We start from the raw sequence: 18793 nt of genomic DNA, 5'->3' as shown, positions 1-18793 counted from the left end.
GACATTCGCCGCAGACGGTGCGGTTGCAGCGCTTGCACTGGGCGTAGCTAACGCGGTTGGGGTGGTTGACGCAGACGGTTGGGGTCTGCCCGTAGCCTGCGTAGTTGGGAAAGTTCTCCACTGAACCTCCAGGGGTTGTGTACCGGATCAACCGGGGTGGTGTGCGGGGGATGGCGCGCGCGGGCATATAAGCGCAGGGACCCACCGGAAGAATCCTGGCGGGCCCCTGAACTATACGTGTTTTCTCAACACCTTCAGCAGAATGCTCGTATGAGCCTTCCGATGGGGTTTATTAGAGCTTTTCGATGTCGATCGAGGAGATGACAACGTCCTTGACCGGGCGGTCCTGGAAGCCGGTCTCAACGCCCTCAATAGCGTCAACAACCTTCTTGGATGCCTCGTCGGTAACCTCACCGAAGATGGTGTGGCGGCCGTTCAGCCAAGGGGTCTCAACGGTGGTGATGAAGAACTGAGAACCGTTGGTGCCGGGGCCTGCGTTAGCCATTGCCAGCAGGTAGGGCTTGGAGAAGGAGAGTTCGGGGTGAATCTCGTCCTTGAACTGGTAGCCGGGGCCACCAACGCCCATGCCCAGGGGGTCACCACCCTGAATCATGAAGTCCTTGATGATGCGGTGGAACACGACGTCCTTGTACAGGGGGGTGTTCATGATTTCACCGGTGCGGGGGTGCTTCCACTGACGGGAGCCGTCAGCGAGGCCGATGAAGTTCTCAACAGTCAGCGGTGCGTGGTTGCCGAAGAGCTCGACGACGATGTCACCGTAGTTAGTGTGGATAGTTGCCTTAGCAGTTGCATTAGTCATGGCTCTATTGTGGCACGGGGCGGCGCTCATTCGCCATCTAACATGTTTTTTCGCCCCGGGCGCACCGTTGGGCGGGCTTTTTGGGCGGGAATTGAATATCCTGAGAGGTGAACACTACGCGCGCGGCGGCGTTTTCTGGTCGCTGGCGCATTTCAACCGATGGAGGTCACCCCATGTTCTGCTGCAAGAAGCGTAAGGCACGCAAGGCTGCTAAGGCTCAGGCTATCGTCTCTTCTCTGGCTGCTGTTGAGTCCGCGCTGGAAGGCAAGACCGCTGAGATGTTCGCTGAGAAGCTGACCGGCAACAAGAAGGCCCTGAAGAAGGCTCGTAAGGCTACCGCAAAGACCGTTCGCGCCGCTGAGAAGGAACTGGCTCGTATTGAGCGTAACGGCGGCAAGCGCCCCCGTAAGGGCCTGGCGTTCCTGGGTCTGCTGGTTGCTCTGGGTGTTGCAGGCGCCGCAGCCTACAACGCAGCTCGCCCCGTGGAGGACCCCTGGAAGAACGCATAAGCGTTATTCCCCGCATTTTCTTCTCTACACGTTCTGAGGCGCCGCTAGCGGCGTGAGGGAGCGCATTGTGAGAGATAGCCGCCCGCTAGAGTTTTACTCTGACGGGCGGCTATTAGTTTATTTTTTCGGGGTGTTTGTTTTTTAGGGGGGACAGGGGCGAGAGGAGGAGCTAAAGATAGAGCACTGAATCTCCCCGGGTGCACCCTGCGGTATTTCCCCTAACATACCCGGATATACAAAGAACCCCATGTCTTTCGACATGGGGTTCTCGGTTCAAAAATAAACCGGCGATGACCTACTCTCCCACACCCACAAAAGTGCAGTACCATCGGCGCAAAGAGTCTTAGCTTCTGGGTTCGGAATGGAACCAGGCGTTTCCCTCTTGCTATAATCACCGGAAAGTGGAGGCGAGGGGACTCGAACCCCTAACCCTCTGCTTGCAAAGCAGATGCGCTACCAATTGCGCCACGCCCCCGCGGTGCTCTACTAGTCTATAACACCTATTGTGGCTTCACCAAATCCCCAGGCACATTTTTTTAGTTAGACCCATCACATTACTGAGGGGTTTAGGTAATAACCTCACCCGGCACTGTTGCCTCACGCTTCGTCAGAGCCTGCAGGGGGCCACTAACTTCCTGCAGGTACTTACGAACCGCAGTGCGTTGCGCCTCCTTCGCAGACTCCTCCTTCGATTCCGGCGCCTTGAAGCCCAGCTTGAACGCATCCCACTGGCTCGCCGAGGGGTACTTCTCACGAGCATTCCACACCAGCGAGAACGAGGCCAAAGTGTTCAGCTCCTTCTTCGTGGCAGCCTTCGACAGCACATCAGCAACCGTTGCCACGCGTGAAGACTCGGCAACACTCACCGAAATCTTCGACTGCGCACCCGAGGGCAGGCTCAGCGCCTTCTCCGGAGCCAACTGAATATTCAGATGAATCTGCTGTACCCGCTCATTCTTCAAATCCAGCTCAGCTAGCGCACGGAAACGCTTCATCAGGGATTCATAGTTCTCATCAATCACCACAGCGTTCAGGCGCAGCTCATCCGCAAGCAGCCCCACCTGAGCGTAGCTCGCATTAGTTCCCAGCGCTGCGTTAGCGGTCAGCACCTTCAGCCACTGCTCTTCCTTCAGGGTTGCCGATTCATTCACGCGCAGCGGGCTCACCGGCGCATCCGTCACCGTATTAGCGATGTTCTGCGGGTCATTCGCCGAGTCCACGCCACCGTAGGTGACGCTCAGCCGGTGCAGAGAACCGTAGACAGACAGGTTCGCCAGAGCCGTAGCTGCCGCCGCCAAATCGGCCTGCGCCGCCTCCGTGAGGGAGAAAGAACCCACCAGGCGCAGGTCCTGTTCACCACGCCCCTTACCCACATAGATACGCCCCAGCGACTCAATCTTCAGGTAGCGGGTATCAATATTCTCGCGAACCAGACGCTCACGGCGTGCCAGCAGCTTCTCGTTTGAAACCACCGCCGCCGCATCCTCACCCAACACACCGGTGGCGGCAATCTGCGGCATCGCCGCAAGCACCCCAGCGGCAGCAACCACGCCGCCAGTCAGAAGCAGGGAACGGCGGGGCACCACGAGGCGGCGCACCTGCCCAGCAATAGCCTCTTTAGCGGCATCGACGCGGGTAGAAGGGGTCTTAGCCACAGAGTCCTCAGCGGCAACGGATGCCGCCTCAGAAGAGCCCTGAGAGGCTCCCCGGGTAGAAGTATCGGGAATGTGAGAGTTCTCGGGTTCCAAAGAAGGGGAAGAAGACACAGAATCTCCATGATGCAGGGCGAGCGCAAAGCCCACCAACGGTTTGAGGGGAGTGAAGTCCCTCTAGAATACCGCCCGCACCTATGCGCAGGCCGGCAACCCGCGGCACATCCATCGGAGGGCATAAAGAAAACCTATGGGGTGGACTCAGTCCACCCCATAGGTCACAAACTTCATGAGAGCTCTCAACTCTCACCGCAGGCTATTTAGTTATCCTGCGCAGCCGTAGCGTTCGGAGCCGGAATATTAGCCGATTCAGCAGCCAACTCAGCAATACGGATCTCGCCGGTCGTCGGATCATCGTAGGTCACGTACTCGGTACCGCCAGCCGTAGGCTCAGCGTCCTCGTTCACGTGATTCTCTGCAATCAGGAAGCCGTGCGCACCAAGAATCTTAGCGACGCGGTCAATATCCTGCGGGGTCGGGGTATGATCCACCACTCGACGAATGTACTCATTAATGCGCTGGTCACTCACATACGCCTCACCACGGGCAGCACGGGACTGCATGAGCTGACGAACAACTTCCTGCAGCTGCTCATCGGTCAGACGCATCTTCAAAATAGCCATCACTGCCGCGCGGTCCTGCACCGGAACATCCTTGGGATACCCGACGCTCAGCCAGTCGATTACTCGAGAGATCATGCTCTTATCAGGCATCGAGCCCCTCCTTCGAAGCAGTCATCATATGCAATTTAGTGTTCACGGGATTAGTGGCCTCCACCGGTTACGCCGAAGATATTCCAGCCGAAAGTGTGGTCGATAAAGTCCTTAGCGACCCAGAGAATACCGATGATTACGATTGCTACGATAATAGCAAAAATGCAGAACGCAGCAATCTTCGCCGCCGTTCCCGGAGGCTCAATTTCAACGAGCTTGCCGTCCGCGGTGTACTCGGTACGACCAGCCAGCATACGCAGACCCAGCGCATAGAGCGCCGGAAGGCCCGCGCCAAAGAACAAACCGGCAATCAGCACCGGAATAACCTTGTTCACAATGTCCATCAGATATTCCACGACTACGAACCTGCCTTCTCAGTAGCAAGGGTCTGGGCTTCTGCGGATGCCTCAGCGCTGGTGACTGCAGCGCCTTCCTTTTCATCCCAGTCGCCAGTCACGTTCGAAGCGTCAATGTTGTCCTTCTGGGAATGACGCCACATCAGGAAGCAGAAGATCACCAGCAGAGCGAACACGGTCATTTCGCCAACAAACTGGGTGCCGGTCAGAGCATTCAGGCCGTGACCAATCAACCAGGTCAGAGCACCCACAATCGCGGCAGCCGGCAGGGTAATCAGCCAAGCAACCACCATGCGGCCAGCAACAGACCAGCGAACCTCAGCACCCTTACGACCCAGGCCACTACCCAGAATCGAACCGGACGCCACGTGAGTGGTCGACAGAGCCATACCGAAGTGGGAGGAGGTCAGAATAATCGCAGCGGATGCACCGTCAGCAGCAACACCCTGCGGGGTGTCTACCTCAACGATGCCCTTACCGAGGGTGCGGATAATGCGCCAACCGCCCAGGTAAGTACCCAGAGCAATAGCAATAGCGCAGGAAGCCTTCACCCACAGGGGGATCGCGTCATCGTTGCTCAGAGTGCCCGAAGCAACCAGAGCCAGGAAGATCACGCCCATGGTCTTCTGCGCATCGTTAGTACCGTGCGCCAGAGACATCAGGGATGCGGTCGCAACCTGTCCCTTGCGGAAGCCGCCGTGCTTACGGTCGTCAGCCACCGGGGCAGCAATACGGTAGACCAGCCAAGTGCCGGTTGCCGCCACAATAGCCGCAATGACGGGGGAGAGGACCGCGGGAACAATAATCTTGGACAGAACGCCCATCCACTGCACGCCGTCAAAGCCGATCGCGACAATAGCCGAACCAATCAGGCCACCAAACAGAGCGTGCGATGAGGAGGAGGGAAGACCCAGAAGCCAGGTCAAAACATTCCAGAGGATGCCGCCAACCAGGCCGGTAAAGACGATAAGCATCAGCGCCGGGCCGTCTGTTGTTACATCGATACGATCCAGGTTCACGATGCCGCTACCAACCGAGCGTGCCACCTCAACAGAGAGGAACGCGCCGACGAGGTTCAGGGACGCAGACAGCGCCACGGCGGTCTTAGGCTTCAGCGCACCGGTGGCGATGGAGGTTGCCATCGCGTTGCCGGTGTCGTGGAAGCCATTCGTAAAGTCGAAGGCGAGCGCGGTCAGCACCACGATCACGAGAATAATGAGTTCTGTAGTCACAAGAAAATTATCTGTCGGTTTTCGCGAAATCTAAAGTATTCCGAATTAACACGAAATAACAGATAAACCCACGGCATTGAGCGGATTTTTATGAGGGTTTTACTATAGAGCCCATATTTCAGGGGAAACTCTCCCGATATTCCGCGGAAAAAAGGGTGCACCTATCGGAATGCTTAAGTTGGTTTATGTGGCTTATGCGAGAGTGCGGGGGAGAGGGGTGATTATATCCATCAAGAGGCTAAAGTGTGTTCACCAAGTGTTCACTTTCAGGAACCTCCCAGCTTTCTTTTTGTGACACACCTTTATTATTCAGACCTCATTTAGGTCACCGAGCTACCCACACGGGACACCCCTGTGGGTTTTACGGCGCGGGGCTTTCTGCGGAGCACATTCTCCACAGTAGGGGTTTCCTACAGCCGTGCACATTCGAATATCACGAAGAATTGAATCTATACCCGCGGCGCACGCAGCACATCAACTTCGCGAGGTATTCGCATCTATTCCCCCGCATCACATCAGCAGATACAACAACTTCGGCGAATACAACAAAAAACCCCGCATCTTTCGATACGGGGTCTTTCTCAAAAATAAACCGGCGATGACCTACTCTCCCACACCCACAAAAGTGCAGTACCATCGGCGCAAAGAGTCTTAGCTTCTGGGTTCGGAATGGAACCAGGCGTTTCCCTCTTGCTATAATCACCGGAAAGTGGAGGCGAGGGGACTCGAACCCCTAACCCTCTGCTTGCAAAGCAGATGCGCTACCAATTGCGCCACGCCCCCGTCTCAGCGGAAACCACTGTTTAGTTATTTTTCCAAGCCTTCACGACCTCATTGCTCTGGTACTTTTTCAGAACCATCACAGTAACACACGAAAGAACAGCAAGAATCAATAATTTCTTCATTATTGCCTTTCATAGTGTGGAGTGGGCGTACCAAGAATCGAACTTGGGACCTCTTCGTTATCAGCGAAGCGCTCTAACCGTCTGAGCTATACGCCCTCCTTCTGCGGAATTTCTTCCGTAGAACGAGATATAACTATACAGGTGTTTGAAGGTAACACCAAATCGAAAAAGCATGTTCTGTATCACACTTTAATATTGGGGGTTCCCGAGCATACAGAGCGGGGCATGCAGAACGGGCGGCACCGCCTCCACCAGAGACAGAACCGCCCGCACACAAAGCTCAAAAGCTACAAACTAGGACTCATCACTCAGAGTCAAGGTCACGCCACCAACCAGCTTCGCAGCCAGGTTGTACAGAATCGCGCCAATCATACCCAGCAGAGTAAAGACCACAGTGTTGACCACAGCAAAAATAGTAGTCACCAAAGCAACCTGACCCAGCGAAATCATCTGCGAAATATCCACAGTGGTCGAACCGGTACCCAGCGAGCTAATCAGCTGGTTCACACCGGTAAACGCACCAGAAGCCTGCAGGAACAGCCAGAGAATCACCGAAGCCACGACGGTCACGATACCCAGGGCAATAGACAGCAGGAAGATCAGCTTAGCAACCGACCACGTATCAACCTTCTGAACCACCAGACGCGCACGACGAATCTTCGAACGCGGCGCCGGACGCACCAGCTGACGGCGCGAACCGGTCGGACGCTTAGCGTTTACAGGGCGCTTGCCGACAGGACGCTTAGCGGTACCGCCAGGACGAGCCTGGCCCGAACGCGCCTGAGCCGGGCGACGCGCGCCAGCCTTAGCCGCACCCGAAGACTTAGATGCACCAGCCGACGCCGAACGCTGTGCCGACGCAGGAGAGGAGCTCGCGGGAGTGCTGCTCATTAGTTACCTCCAGTAGCGGTGAGATCGGCAGCCGCCGCTTCACCCTCGTTGTCCGTACCGGGCGCCTCAGAAGACTCCGAAGCCTCGGTGTTCTCAGTGGTTTCATCGTCGCTATCATCCAGCTGACGATCCTGGTTGCGTGCAACACCAATAATAGAATCGCCCTTACCGGGCTTTGCAAAGATAACACCCATAGTATCGCGTCCCTTCGCAGGAACCTCATTCACGTTAGAACGAACGACCTTGCCGCTGGCCATAACCACCAGCACCTCGTCCTCTTCGTCCACAATGAGGCCACCCACCAGGGCGCCACGATCCTCAACTAGCTTAGCAACCTTAATGCCGAAGCCGTTACGGCCCTGCACGCGGTACTCATCCACGCTCGTACGCTTCGCGTAACCACCCTCAGTGACCACGAAGACGAAGGAACCCTCAGTAACCACATTCGCAGAAATCAGCTCGTCGCCCTCACGGAACTTCATACCGGTCACACCGGAGGTCGAACGACCCATCGGGCGCAACGACGCATCATCAGCGTGGAAGCGTAGCGACATACCGTTACGCGACACCAGCAGAATATCGTCCTTATCCGAAACGGTGAACGCCGAAACAACCTCATCGCCCTCACGCAGGTTAATCGCAATCAGGCCGGCAGTACGGTTCGTATCGTAATCGCTCAGGCGGCTCTTCTTCACCATGCCGCCGCGAGTAGCAAGCACCAGGTACTCAGCATCCTCATAGCTCTTCAGCTCCATCACCTGAGCAATATGCTCACCGCCCTGGAACTCCAGCAGGTTCGCAATGTGCTGACCCTTCGCGTCACGACCGGCTTCCTGCAGCTCGTAACCCTTCGCACGGTACACGCGACCCAAGTTCGTGAAGAACAGAATCCAGCTGTGCGTAGTAGTCACAAAGAAGTGCTCCACCACGTCATCACCGCGCAGCGAGGCACCCTTAATGCCCTTACCGCCACGGTGCTGGCTACGGTACTGATCACTGCGGGTGCGCTTAATGTAGCCGCCGCGAGTAATCGTAACCACGACCTCTTCCTCAGGGATGAGGTCTTCCATGGACATGTCGCCGTTGTAGCCGTACATGATCTGAGTGCGACGCTCATCGCCGTAGCGGTTCACAATCTCGCCCAGCTCCTCAGAGATAATCTCACGCTGGCGAGTCTCCGAAGCAATAATCGCGTTGTACTCAGCGATCATGCGCATCAGCTCATCGTGACGATCCTGAATCTTCTGACGCTCCAAAGCAGCCAAACGACGCAGCTGCATGTTCAGAATTGCCTGAGCCTGAGCCTCATCAATCTGCAAGAACTCCATCAGGCCGCTACGCGCCTCATCAGCGGTGGGGGAGCGGCGAATCAGGGCAATGACCTCATCCAGAGCATCCAGAGCCTTCAGCAGGCCACGCAGGATGTGCGCCTCTTCCTCCGCCTGACGCAGACGGTAACGGGTACGACGAACGATAACATCCAGCTGGTGGTTGACCCAGTGGCGCACGAAAGCGTCCAGGGACAGGGTGCGGGGCACGCCGTCCACGATGGCCAGCATGTTCGCGGAGAAGTTCTCCTGCAGCTGGGTGTGCTTGTACAGGTTGTTCAGCACAACCTTCGGGGAAGCATCACGCTTGAGCACAATCACCAAGCGCTGACCGGTACGACCCGAAGTCTCGTCGCGCAGGTCGGCGATACCGGTGACCTTGCCGTCCTTGATGAGCTCAGCAATCTTAATCGCCAGGTTATCCGGGTTCGCCTGGTACGGCAGCTCGGTCACCACAAGGCAGGTGCGACCGTGGATTTCCTCCACGTTGACCACCGCGCGCATGGTGATAGAGCCGCGGCCAGTACGGTACGCATCCTCAATGCCCTTGGTGCCCAGAATCTGCGCACCGGTCGGGAAATCGGGGCCCTTAATGCGCGCCATCAGAGCGTTTAGCAGCTCCTCGTTGGTGGCGTGCGGGTTCTTCAGGAACCACTCCACACCCTCGGCAACCTCACGCAGGTTATGCGGCGGAATATTGGTCGCCATACCCACAGCAATACCCGAAGAACCGTTGACCAGCAGGTTCGGGATGCGCGCGGGTAGAACGGTAGGCTCCAGGGACTTGCCGTCATAGTTGGGCTGGAAATCAACGGTGTCTTCGTTGATGTCACGCACCATCTCAAGAGCAATGGGAGCCATCTTGGTCTCGGTGTATCGAGGCGCTGCAGCACCGTCGTTACCGGGGGAGCCGAAGTTACCCTGACCCAGAGCCAGCGGGTAACGCATAATCCAGCTCTGAATCAGACGCACCAGAGTGTCGTAGATAGCGACATCGCCGTGGGGGTGGAACTGACCCATCACGTCGCCGACCACGCGGGCGCACTTATTGAAGGATCGGTCCGGGCGGTAGCCGCCGTCGTACATCGCGTAGATCACGCGGCGGTGCACGGGCTTGAGGCCGTCACGCACATCCGGCAGGGCGCGGCCAATAATAACCGCCATTGCGTAGTCCAGGTAGGAACGCTGCATTTCGGTCTGCAGGTCCACCTGTTCAATGTGACCGTGGTGGTCTACATTTTCAGCGCCACCGTTGCTAACTACATCAACCTCAGTGGATTTATTCTGCTGTTCTTCGCTCATTACTTTCTCATTCCTCAATGACTCGCTCGGCTATATAGCTCATTTGGCATATTCCATACGGGGCATATGCCGTTTCGGGCTAGATATCGAGGAATCGAATGTCCTTTGCGTTCTGCTGGATAAACTCACGGCGAGCTTCAACGTCCTCGCCCATCAGAACAGAGAAGATCTGGTCAGCCGCCGCTGCGTCTTCCATCTTCACCTGTAGCAGGGTGCGGCGAGCCGGATCCATGGTGGTGTCCCACAGCTCGGTGTAGTCCATCTCGCCCAGCCCCTTGTAACGCTGAATACCGTTATCCTTGGGCAGGCGCAGGTTCTTCGTAGCACCACGAGCCAGAGCCTCATCACGCTCAGCGTCCGAGTACACATAATCGTGCGGAGCGTTCGACCACTTGATGCGGTACAACGGCGGCTGAGCCAGGTACACATAACCCGCCTCAATCAGCGGACGCATAAAGCGGAAGAGCAGAGTCAGTAGCAGAGTCGTAATATGCTGGCCATCGACGTCCGCATCCGCCATCAGAACGATCTTGTGGTAGCGTGCCTTCTCAATATCGAAGTCGTCACCAATGCCGGTACCGAAAGCGGTAATCATCGCCTGAATTTCAGCGTTGGACAGGGCACGGTCCAGGCGAGCGCGCTCAACGTTCAGGATCTTACCGCGCAGCGGCAGAATAGCCTGAGTGTTCGGGTCGCGACCCTGAACAGCCGAACCACCCGCAGAGTCACCCTCCACCAGGTAAATCTCAGAGATCGACGGGTCCTTCGAGGAGCAGTCCTTAAGCTTACCGGGCATGGAGCTAGTCTCCAGCAGGCCCTTACGGCGGGTCGTCTCGCGTGCCTTACGGGCTGCAATACGCGCCTGAGCGGCGGTGATTGCGCGGCGCACGATGTCCTTCGCCACCGCGGGGTTACGACCGAACCAGTCGCCGAGGTGATCGTTCACCTCGCGCTGGGTGAAGGACTTAGCCTCCGAGTTACCCAGCTTGGTCTTGGTCTGACCCTCGAACTGCGGCTCAGAAATCTTAATCGAAATCACCGCGGTCAGGCCCTCACGCACGTCTTCACCGGTGAGGTTATCGTCCTTATCGCGCAACAGCTTGTTCTCACGCGCGTAACGGTTCACCAGCGAGGTCAGAGCGGCACGGAAACCCTCTTCGTGAGTACCGCCCTCGTGGGTGTTAATCGTGTTCGCGTACGAGTAGACGGACTCCTTGTAGGCGCCAGTCCACTGCATCGCCACTTCCAGGCTCATATTGCGCTCAGTGTCTTCGGCTTCAAAGGAGACAATCTCCTCGTTCACGATGGTCTTCGCGCCTGCGTTGAGGAAGTGTACGTAGTCGAACAGGCCGTTGTCGTAACGGTAGGTGACAGTCGTGAAACCCTCAGCGTTCGCGTGCACGCGGTTGAGGATGTTTTCCTTCTTCTCACTCTCTTCAGCAACCTCGTCACCGACGAACTTCTCGCGCTCATCGGTCAGGGTGATGGTCAGGCCCTTGTTCAGGAACGCCATCTGCTGGAAACGGGCGCGCAGAGTCTCAAAGTCGAACTCGACGGTCTCGAAAATCTCGGGGTCCGGGTAGAAAGTCTGGATAGTGCCGGTCTTATCGGACGGCTCACCCTTACGCAGGGGGCCATCCGGCACACCACCGTTGGAGAAGGAAATATGCCATGCGTAGCCCTGACGGTGCACCTCGGTAATCACGCGGGTGGACAGCGCGTTCACCACGGAGATACCCACACCGTGCAGACCACCGGAAACGGAGTAGCCGCCACCGCCAAACTTACCGCCAGCGTGCAGCACGGTCATGACGACCTCAACAGTGGACTTGTGCTCGGTGGGGTGCTCATCCACGGGAATACCGCGACCGTCATCCTCTACGCGAACAGCACCATCAGCCTGGATGGTCACGTCAATTTTGGAGGCGTAGCCGGCGAGCGCTTCGTCGACCGAGTTATCTACGACCTCGTAGACCAGGTGGTGCAGACCGCGCTCAGTGGTCGAGCCAATGTACATGCCGGGGCGCTTGCGAACCGCTTCCAGACCTTCCAGCACGGTAATATCGGATGCACCGTATTCATGCTGCTGTTCAGATGCATTCTGTTCAGATGCCACGAGGCAGAACTCCTTGAGTAGATGATGCAACCGGCAAAGGAAAGCTACGGGCAGCCAAGAGCGGAGCCTAGAACGCCTCACAGAGGGCACAAGAAAGTGCCTGCACAACCCGCGGTGCCGGTGGTACCCATAGGTGGGCACACTTTACGCATTGTCTCTTTTATTTTACCGAGCAAGAGAGCATAAAACCATCTACAAGCGTCACATATTGAGCTTTTTTGGGCACTACCACCCGCTCAAAAGCCCGCTAAGGCGGTTTAGAGTGCCTCAACCCCCTTTTGAGGTAGGGGATACGGTTCACCACTTCGTGGGGGTTGCTGGCGATTCTAAAGCTTTCATAGCGTGCAGAAAAAGGCTTATTTTGACCTAACACCGTTCATTCAGAAGGTGAACGAGCACCAGAGGCACTCAGAAGGCTACCCGTAGGTGTCGCGCACACCGCGCATGCCGGTGGCACGCCGATAGCCTCGCTGGTTCCAGCGTCCGTTGTTCGGACCCAGCACGCGAACCTGAGCCACGACACCATCACCCAGTTCACGGCGGAAAAGTTCGATGAGGTGCCCGTGCATCAGGCGCAGCTGAGTCGTCCAGGCGGTAGAGTCGCACTGGACTTCAACAATGGAGTTTTCGAAGCTGATGGGGCGGGTGTGCGCCGCAATTTCAGGGCCCACGAGCTCAGCCCAGCGAGCCAGCACGCTAGAGACTGCCACGGGCTCTTTCCAGCCGCGAGAACGGATCAGAGCGCTGACGATGCCGCCAAGGGGTTTGGGGTCGCGAGAGCTCTCTCCAGGGCCGCTATAGCCACCCATGACGCGGGGGTCCCACCCCTGCGCTCGCCGCGATTTCTTCTTCGAGGCGGTTCCAGACATGACCGCACCAAAATCGCGCATGATTTTATTCGCAGAGAAGGCATTCAGGGGCGCCTCGCCGCGTTCTTGAGCCGCCACTCGCATACGGGTCAGTAGGGCGGAGGGGGCGTCCACCTCGTCACGGTAGAACTCACCCACGCCGTCAACCTCGCGCGGGTTTTGGGGCTCCGCAAACTGCGGTTCCGCGAATTCATCGAATGTTTCACGTGAAACATGGTTTTGAGGGTGAATGGGGTTACTCATCGCCGTCACCCTCCGCGAGCGCAGAAACGGTCGAATTCGGCTGCCCCGCAGAGTCAGTGACAGGACCAGCGGCAGGCTGCACATACTCGGCGCGCCCCGCCGTCACCGACACCAGGCGGTAGTCGCCCAGCTCCTCCGGAATATCGCTGAGCACCGCGCAGGTAATCAGCACCTGCTCCGCATCGGCAACCATCGCGCCCAGGCGGTGGCGGCGCGCAGAATCAAGCTCCGCAAACACATCATCAAGAATCAGAATCGGCGAAGAACCCACCGAGGAGTCATCCTCAACATGCACAAACCAGGACGCCAACTTCAGCGCCAGAGCAAAAGACCAGCTCTCACCGTGCGAGGCAAAATACTTCACCGGCATACCACCGAGCAGCAGGGTAATATCCTCACGGTGCGGACCCACTAGGGTCACGCCACGCTCAATCTCATCGCGTCGACGCTCCGCAAAACCACGCATCAAAGCCTCCTTGAGGTCCTCAATGCGCATCAGCGCCGCATGCTCGATAGAGCGTTCACCCATGCTCGAAAAAACAGTCGACTCATAGTTGAAACCGACCTCTTTAGAGCCGTCCGTCAGCCCCGCGTAGGCGCGGCGAAGCTGCGGCAAAAAGCGCTGCAACAGACGGAAACGCGCAGAAAGCAGCTGAGCGCCCAGGGTCGACAGTTGCTCATCCCAGACCGACAGGGTACTCAAAGCGTTCTCGTCCCGCGCCTTACGCTGCATGGATTTCAACAACGAATTACGTTGCCGCAAAATCCGCTCATACTCGCTACGGTACCCGGAGACCACCGGACGCAAAGAGCTGGCCAAATCATCCACAAAACGACGACGACCGGCGGGATCCCCCTTCACCAGTTGCAGATCCTCCGGGGAAAACAGCACCGTGCGGGCAATGCCCAGCGCCTCCTTGGCGCGCACTGGCGCGGCACGATTAATGCGCACCCGATTACTCTGCCCCGGAGCAATCTCAAACTCGGTCACTGTCTGCTGCGAACCGCGCACCGTACGGGTGCGAATATAGGCGCGCGAAGCACCCGCTCGAACCAGCGGCCCGTCATGGCTCACACGGTGCGAAGAGAGCGACGCCGCATAGTCGATTGCCTCAACAATATTGGTTTTCCCCACACCATTAGAGCCCAGAAACACCGTAACTCCCGCCGAAAGAGGCAGGCTCAGCAGGGCGTAGGTACGGTAATCCAACAACGAAATATGGTCAATATACACCGGAGCAGCTCCTTTCACGGGGTTTCACATACGGGGTCGCAGGGGTTCACAGCGCCAGCTGGCGGGCACAGTGCGCAGGCCAAAATACTGTGGTTTTCCGCACGGATGAGCACAGAAAAAACAGCGCAACCCCGCACATACCCACGATGCATAGGGCACCGAAAGACGTGCGGGGTAGCGACGCTGAAACTAGTTCGACGGCAGGCGAACCGGCATCAGCAGGTAACGGTAGTTGCGGTCATCCTCAGCCAGAGGCTCATCCTGACCGGAAATTACGGCAGGCTTCGGCGCATCGGTGAAGGAGAAACGAACGAACTCGGTACCAAAAACCTTCAAACCATCCGAGAGGTAGGCGGGGTTGTACGCAACGGTGATGTCATCACCGGACAGGTGCGCCTGCAGAGTCTCGGATGCCTGAGCCTCATCACCGCGGCCGGCATCAATAGCAACCGAACCCTGAGTGAACTTCAGACGCAGGGGAGTGTTGCGTTCCGCCACGAGGGAGATACGGCGAGCAGCCTCAGCCAGGTCGGAGGTGCGAACCACCGCGTGAATCGGGGTCTGTTCGGGGAACAGCGCACGGATGTTGGGGTAGTCGCCGTCCATCAGAACGCTGGTGGTGCGGCGGGTACCCGCTGCGAAGCCGATCAGCTCACCCGCTGCGGGCAGGGCGATAGACAGATCGCCGGAACCGGAGAGGGTGCTACCGACCTCAGAGACGGTCTTAGCCTTCAGCAGCACAGCCGCCTGAACGTCAGGGTTGGTCGGGTTCCACTTGATTTCGCGCATTGCCAGGCGGTAGCGGTCGGTGGCGAGCAGGGTCATGGTATCGCCATTGATTTCTACGCGGATACCGGTCAGCAGCGGCAGGGTCTCATCCTTGGACACCGCAATCTGAACCTGCTTGACGGCTTCAGCGAATTCGGCGCCGTCCACGGTACCGGAAATTTCGGGAAGCTCAGGAAGCTCGGGGTAGTCCACGACCGGCATGCCAGCGAGCTGGAAGTTAGCGGAACGGCAGTGAATACGAATCACGGACTCATCTGCGGTGAACTCGACGGGTGCGTTCGGTAGGGAGCGGCAAATTTCTGCCAGGATCTTGCCGGGAACCAGGCACACGCCTTCTGCTTCAACATCGGCTGCAATGACCTGGCGGGCGCTGGTCTCGTGATCGAAGCTTGCGATGCTGACCTCACCTGCGGAGGCGGTAATCAGCAGACCGTTGAGTACGGGGGAGGTGGGACGCAGCGGAAGTGAGCGTGCCGTCCAGCCGACTGCTTCGGCAAGGACATCGCGTTCAACGGTGAATTTCATCGAGAAGGCGCCTTTCACGGAATTGGAGAGTCATTTTGGGGCGCACGTAAAGCTTATGGGCGAAAGAGCCGGAAATATCGCGTGCTCTGGTGCGCAGTACATCTTCCCGCGCGCGCGTCTATCCATCCTACCGGATTTTGTAATTACACAGAGACACAGAGGTCGCTCCTGCAGCGAAAAATCGGGTGAGATGAGGCATGTAGGGTCACTGTATTTTTGTAATTACAAAGATAGGCGGAAGGCGTATCAAACCTAGTCGAAAACAGGTTCGAATTAGGTGATGGTTCGGTGTTGGTTTCTTCTTCAAACCCAACCTTCAAATCCAACCCAAAAGATAGAGTGCAGCTATCGATCCAAATCCGCGAAAATCTACGTTTTCAGTAAGGGTGCACAGAAAAACCTGAAACAGCCCGGTTGGTCGAGCAGAACTACTTGTTATGGGGAGGATTTTTTCTTTAAGTACAGTAGTATTGTTAACGCTTGTGGAAACGGTGGAAAACCCCTTCCTTGCCTGCAATGACGCGGAAGTAGCCTGTGGACATTAAGTGGAAGAAACCACTCAACGCTGAGGATGCATTGTGTATGGATATTTATACATTTCCTCGATTCCACACCTTTTGAATATTCATGCACTTAACGTCCACACGAACGCATGAGTTAAAGCACAGCTTATCCACACCCCGAAAATCCAGTGTTGAGAGTCGCTAAAATCCTCGAATCTAGCCTGAAATCCCCGCCCCGAAGCCTATAAAACACCTAGTCGAGGCACAAAATAAGCTACGGGACAGGGACAAAAACACATCTAGCCGGCGGCGCGCTGCTCCTGGCGAATCAAATTCGTCAGCTCAGTCACCTGATTGAAAATCGTTTGACGCTCCGCCATCTGCGCGCTCACCTTACGCACCGCGTGCATCACCGTCGTATGGTCGCGGCCGCCCAAATCGTTACCAATACGCGGCAGGGACATCTCGGTCAGCTCACGCAGAAGATACATCGCCACCTGGCGCGCATTCGTGAGCGTACGGGTGCGAGACTTCGACTGCATATCCTCAATGGACACATCAAAATACTTCGCCACCGTCGCCAAAACCAGCGCCGACGTAATCTCCGCACCACCGGTATCAGAGAGCAAATCCTTCAGATAGGTCTCAGCCTCAGCCAGGGTAATGGGCTCCGGCGGCTTCTTCATCGAGGCGGCAGCGCTCGCACGAATCAGAGCGCCCTCCAACTCGCGAATATTGGCCGTGACATGGGAAGCAATGTACTCCATGACGTCATCTCGCACCGGCAAAATCTCGTTCTGAGCCTTCTTCCGCAGAATCGCGATACGAGTCTCCAGCTCCGGAGGCTGCACATCCACGTTCAGGCCCGAACCGAAACGCGAACGCATACGCTCAGCGAAACCGGTCAGCTGCTTCGGCGGCAAATCAGAGGTAATCACGATCTGCTTCTGGTGGTTGTACAGGGCGTTAAACGTATGGAAGAACTCCTCCATCGTCGCCTCTTTACCCGCCAAAAACTGGATATCGTCAATCAGAAGAACGTCAACATTGCGGTAAATCTGCTTGAACGACGAACCCTCATCATCACGGATCGAGTTAATGAAGTCATTCGTGAACTCCTCAGAATTCACGTAGCGCACCCGCAAATTCGGGTACAGATACTTGGTGTAGTGGCCAATCGCGTGCAGCAGGTGGGTCTTACCCAGACCCGAACCGCCGTAGATGAACAGCGGGTTGTAGACAATGCCGGGCTGCTCCGCCACCGCGAAAGCGCTCGCGTGTGCAAAGCGGTTGGACTGACCAATCACGAAGGTGTCGAAGGTGTAGTTCGGGTTCAGTCGGGCAGAGCTATCCCAAGTCGGCGCGTTTTCCGGGTCTTCATGCGGATGCACCTGCTGGGCCTCCGGTACCGCCGGGGCGTCCGGAACGAAAGTGGGTGCCGGGTACTCGCGAGGCGCACCCGCGACAGAAGCCGCCGGCTGCTGTGCGGAGGGGAATCCGGTACGCTCCGCCTCCAAAGCCTGCAGGGAGGGGCGGGTGACCTGCTCATCGGCGGGCACTTCGTAATGGTCAGGGCCCGGATGCGGCTCGGTGTAGTACTCAAAAGCGCGCGAACCGGCGGGCGCCTCAGGATGTGCAGAAGCCGCCGGAACGACAGCAGGTGCATGCGACTGCTCAGCAGGCACCTCACGCTCACCATGGAAAACGTCCTGACTTGCAGGTTCAACCGGAATCATCGACTCATTCACATCGAAAAGCGCGGTAGTCGACGGGCCAAATGCCTCGTGCAGAGCCGTACGGAACGAAGCGCTAATCTGCTCCTCAAAGACCGCACGGGTGAGCTTATTCGGCACCTCAATGATGAGGCGAGAAGAACCCATCAATCCCTGAGGCTGCGCAAGATTCACGAAACCGCGCTGACGTGCCGTCACCGCCGGATCGGCGGCAAGAATGGAGAGCAGATGCGCCCAGCGCGCCTGAAGGGAGTCGGTCATGAAATTCTTTACTTTCACTCGATGTGAAGCGGTGGTGCAGTAAAGAAATCATGCCGGAGGCCACCGCGAGGTCATTAAGATTCTACCCGCTTAATACACAGGAGGAGAAAGTTATCCACAAGAGTTTTCCACACGGTGGAAAACTTGTAATTACAGAAGTGGATAAGTGGTGGATTTAAGTGCATAACAGGTCTTCTTCCCTGATATTTAGCGGAAAACTCCAAAAGCTCAAGGGTGTGGATAACTTAGTGGTAGTAGGGGGTTTGGGTGGGATATGCACCGTAGTGGATACCGTACTGCCGTAAATATCCCCAGGTTTACGTCCCAAGAGTACGCAGTATCTCCACAGCCTGTATACCCGCCGCAATCACCGCCTCCACGCCACAAACGAGCCCGGAATCACGCGGAAAAAAGCGTTAAGAACTTGATTTACGCCCTCCACTCTTCTAAAGTTGTGCTGTTGTGTGTGCACCGCCTACTGCGAATAGTCGCGGTACCTCCGTGCACCAAGAAGCGTACGGTTCCGATACCCGTGAGGGCACGAACCGCAAAAATCAAGGAGACAAAGTATGAGCAAGCGTACTTTCCAGCCGAACAACCGCCGTCGCGCTAAGAAGCACGGCTTCCGTCTGCGTATGCGTACCCGTGCAGGCCGCGCGATTCTGTCGAGCCGCCGCGGTAAGGGCCGCGCAAAGCTCTCGGCCTAATCACGGCATATAGTTCGCCCGCCGATGCACACGCATCGGCGGGGG

General features: G+C 57.1%; 14 protein-coding genes, 3 tRNA genes and 2 rRNA genes. 2 read left to right on the top strand and 17 right to left on the bottom strand.

Annotated elements, in window-relative coordinates; all coding sequences use genetic code 11:
• Nucleotides 1-292 precede the first annotated feature (292 nt).
• Complete coding sequence (locus HMPREF2749_RS04305) at nucleotides 293-820, bottom strand: peptidylprolyl isomerase (RefSeq protein WP_005508008.1); 528 nt, start codon at nucleotides 818-820, stop codon at nucleotides 293-295.
• Between the two features lie 173 nt (nucleotides 821-993).
• Here HMPREF2749_RS04305 and HMPREF2749_RS04300 point away from each other — a divergent pair, with 173 nt between their 5' ends.
• Nucleotides 994-1329: a hypothetical protein gene (locus HMPREF2749_RS04300; protein WP_005504118.1), complete on the top strand. Its 336-nt coding sequence runs from the start codon at nucleotides 994-996 to the stop codon at nucleotides 1327-1329.
• A gap of 282 nt (nucleotides 1330-1611) precedes the next feature.
• Here the strand turns inward: HMPREF2749_RS04300 and rrf (HMPREF2749_RS04295) are convergent.
• From rrf (HMPREF2749_RS04295) to dnaA, 16 genes are all read right to left on the bottom strand, one after another.
• Nucleotides 1612-1728: ribosomal RNA gene (gene rrf / locus HMPREF2749_RS04295) — 5S ribosomal RNA — on the bottom strand.
• Between the two features lie 3 nt (nucleotides 1729-1731).
• Nucleotides 1732-1804 (bottom strand) — tRNA-Ala (locus HMPREF2749_RS04290).
• Nucleotides 1805-1895: 91 nt separating this feature from the next.
• Nucleotides 1896-3095, bottom strand: a complete 1200-nt coding sequence (locus tag HMPREF2749_RS04285) for an acetamidase (RefSeq protein ID WP_246823499.1) — start codon at nucleotides 3093-3095, stop codon at nucleotides 1896-1898.
• A gap of 206 nt (nucleotides 3096-3301) precedes the next feature.
• Nucleotides 3302-3754, bottom strand: coding sequence for a DUF3349 domain-containing protein (locus HMPREF2749_RS04280; protein ID WP_049337595.1), 453 nt, complete (start codon nucleotides 3752-3754; stop codon nucleotides 3302-3304).
• Nucleotides 3755-3804: 50 nt separating this feature from the next.
• On the bottom strand, nucleotides 3805-4098 hold the full coding sequence (locus tag HMPREF2749_RS04275; RefSeq protein ID WP_044149971.1) for a hypothetical protein: 294 nt from the start codon (nucleotides 4096-4098) through the stop codon (nucleotides 3805-3807).
• 14 nt (nucleotides 4099-4112) lie between these two features.
• Nucleotides 4113-5342 carry an inorganic phosphate transporter gene (locus tag HMPREF2749_RS04270; protein ID WP_012902636.1) on the bottom strand — a complete coding sequence of 410 codons (1230 nt, stop codon included), beginning with the start codon at nucleotides 5340-5342 and terminating at the stop codon, nucleotides 4113-4115.
• Between the two features lie 590 nt (nucleotides 5343-5932).
• A 5S ribosomal RNA gene (gene rrf / locus HMPREF2749_RS04265) occupies nucleotides 5933-6049 on the bottom strand.
• Between the two features lie 3 nt (nucleotides 6050-6052).
• A tRNA-Ala gene (locus tag HMPREF2749_RS04260) sits at nucleotides 6053-6125 on the bottom strand.
• A gap of 144 nt (nucleotides 6126-6269) precedes the next feature.
• Nucleotides 6270-6343, bottom strand: a tRNA-Ile gene (locus HMPREF2749_RS04255).
• 198 nt (nucleotides 6344-6541) lie between these two features.
• Nucleotides 6542-7138, bottom strand: coding sequence for a DUF3566 domain-containing protein (locus HMPREF2749_RS04250; RefSeq protein ID WP_012902635.1), 597 nt, complete (start codon nucleotides 7136-7138; stop codon nucleotides 6542-6544).
• The gene (gene gyrA, locus HMPREF2749_RS04245) at nucleotides 7138-9768 is read right to left on the bottom strand and encodes a DNA gyrase subunit A (RefSeq protein ID WP_070593517.1); all 2631 of its coding nucleotides are present in this window, start codon (nucleotides 9766-9768) and stop codon (nucleotides 7138-7140) included. Before gyrA ends, HMPREF2749_RS04250 begins: the two co-directional genes overlap by 1 nt.
• A gap of 79 nt (nucleotides 9769-9847) precedes the next feature.
• Complete coding sequence (gene gyrB, locus HMPREF2749_RS04240; protein ID WP_049341948.1) at nucleotides 9848-11884, bottom strand: DNA topoisomerase (ATP-hydrolyzing) subunit B; 2037 nt, start codon at nucleotides 11882-11884, stop codon at nucleotides 9848-9850.
• A 416-nt stretch (nucleotides 11885-12300) separates the two neighbouring features.
• Nucleotides 12301-12996, bottom strand: coding sequence for a DciA family protein (locus HMPREF2749_RS04235; protein ID WP_070593516.1), 696 nt, complete (start codon nucleotides 12994-12996; stop codon nucleotides 12301-12303).
• Nucleotides 12989-14230 carry a DNA replication/repair protein RecF gene (gene recF, locus HMPREF2749_RS04230; protein WP_070593515.1) on the bottom strand — a complete coding sequence of 414 codons (1242 nt, stop codon included), beginning with the start codon at nucleotides 14228-14230 and terminating at the stop codon, nucleotides 12989-12991. Before recF ends, HMPREF2749_RS04235 begins: the two co-directional genes overlap by 8 nt.
• A 189-nt stretch (nucleotides 14231-14419) precedes the next feature.
• Entirely contained in the window at nucleotides 14420-15544 is a 1125-nt protein-coding gene (gene dnaN, locus HMPREF2749_RS04225) for a DNA polymerase III subunit beta (RefSeq protein WP_049327445.1), read from the bottom strand.
• A gap of 802 nt (nucleotides 15545-16346) precedes the next feature.
• The gene (gene dnaA, locus HMPREF2749_RS04220; protein WP_049351854.1) at nucleotides 16347-18041 is read right to left on the bottom strand and encodes a chromosomal replication initiator protein DnaA; all 1695 of its coding nucleotides are present in this window, start codon (nucleotides 18039-18041) and stop codon (nucleotides 16347-16349) included.
• Between the two features lie 569 nt (nucleotides 18042-18610).
• Here dnaA and rpmH point away from each other — a divergent pair.
• Nucleotides 18611-18748: a 50S ribosomal protein L34 gene (rpmH, locus tag HMPREF2749_RS04215; RefSeq protein ID WP_005504094.1), complete on the top strand. Its 138-nt coding sequence runs from the start codon at nucleotides 18611-18613 to the stop codon at nucleotides 18746-18748.
• The last annotated feature ends 45 nt before the right edge of the window (nucleotides 18749-18793 follow it).

The organism is Rothia sp. HMSC075F09, from assembly GCF_001810515.1.
Lineage (GTDB): Bacteria > Actinomycetota > Actinomycetes > Actinomycetales > Micrococcaceae > Rothia.
Note: the sequence above shows the minus strand (reverse complement) of the source record. Positions and strands in the feature narration are given on the sequence as shown.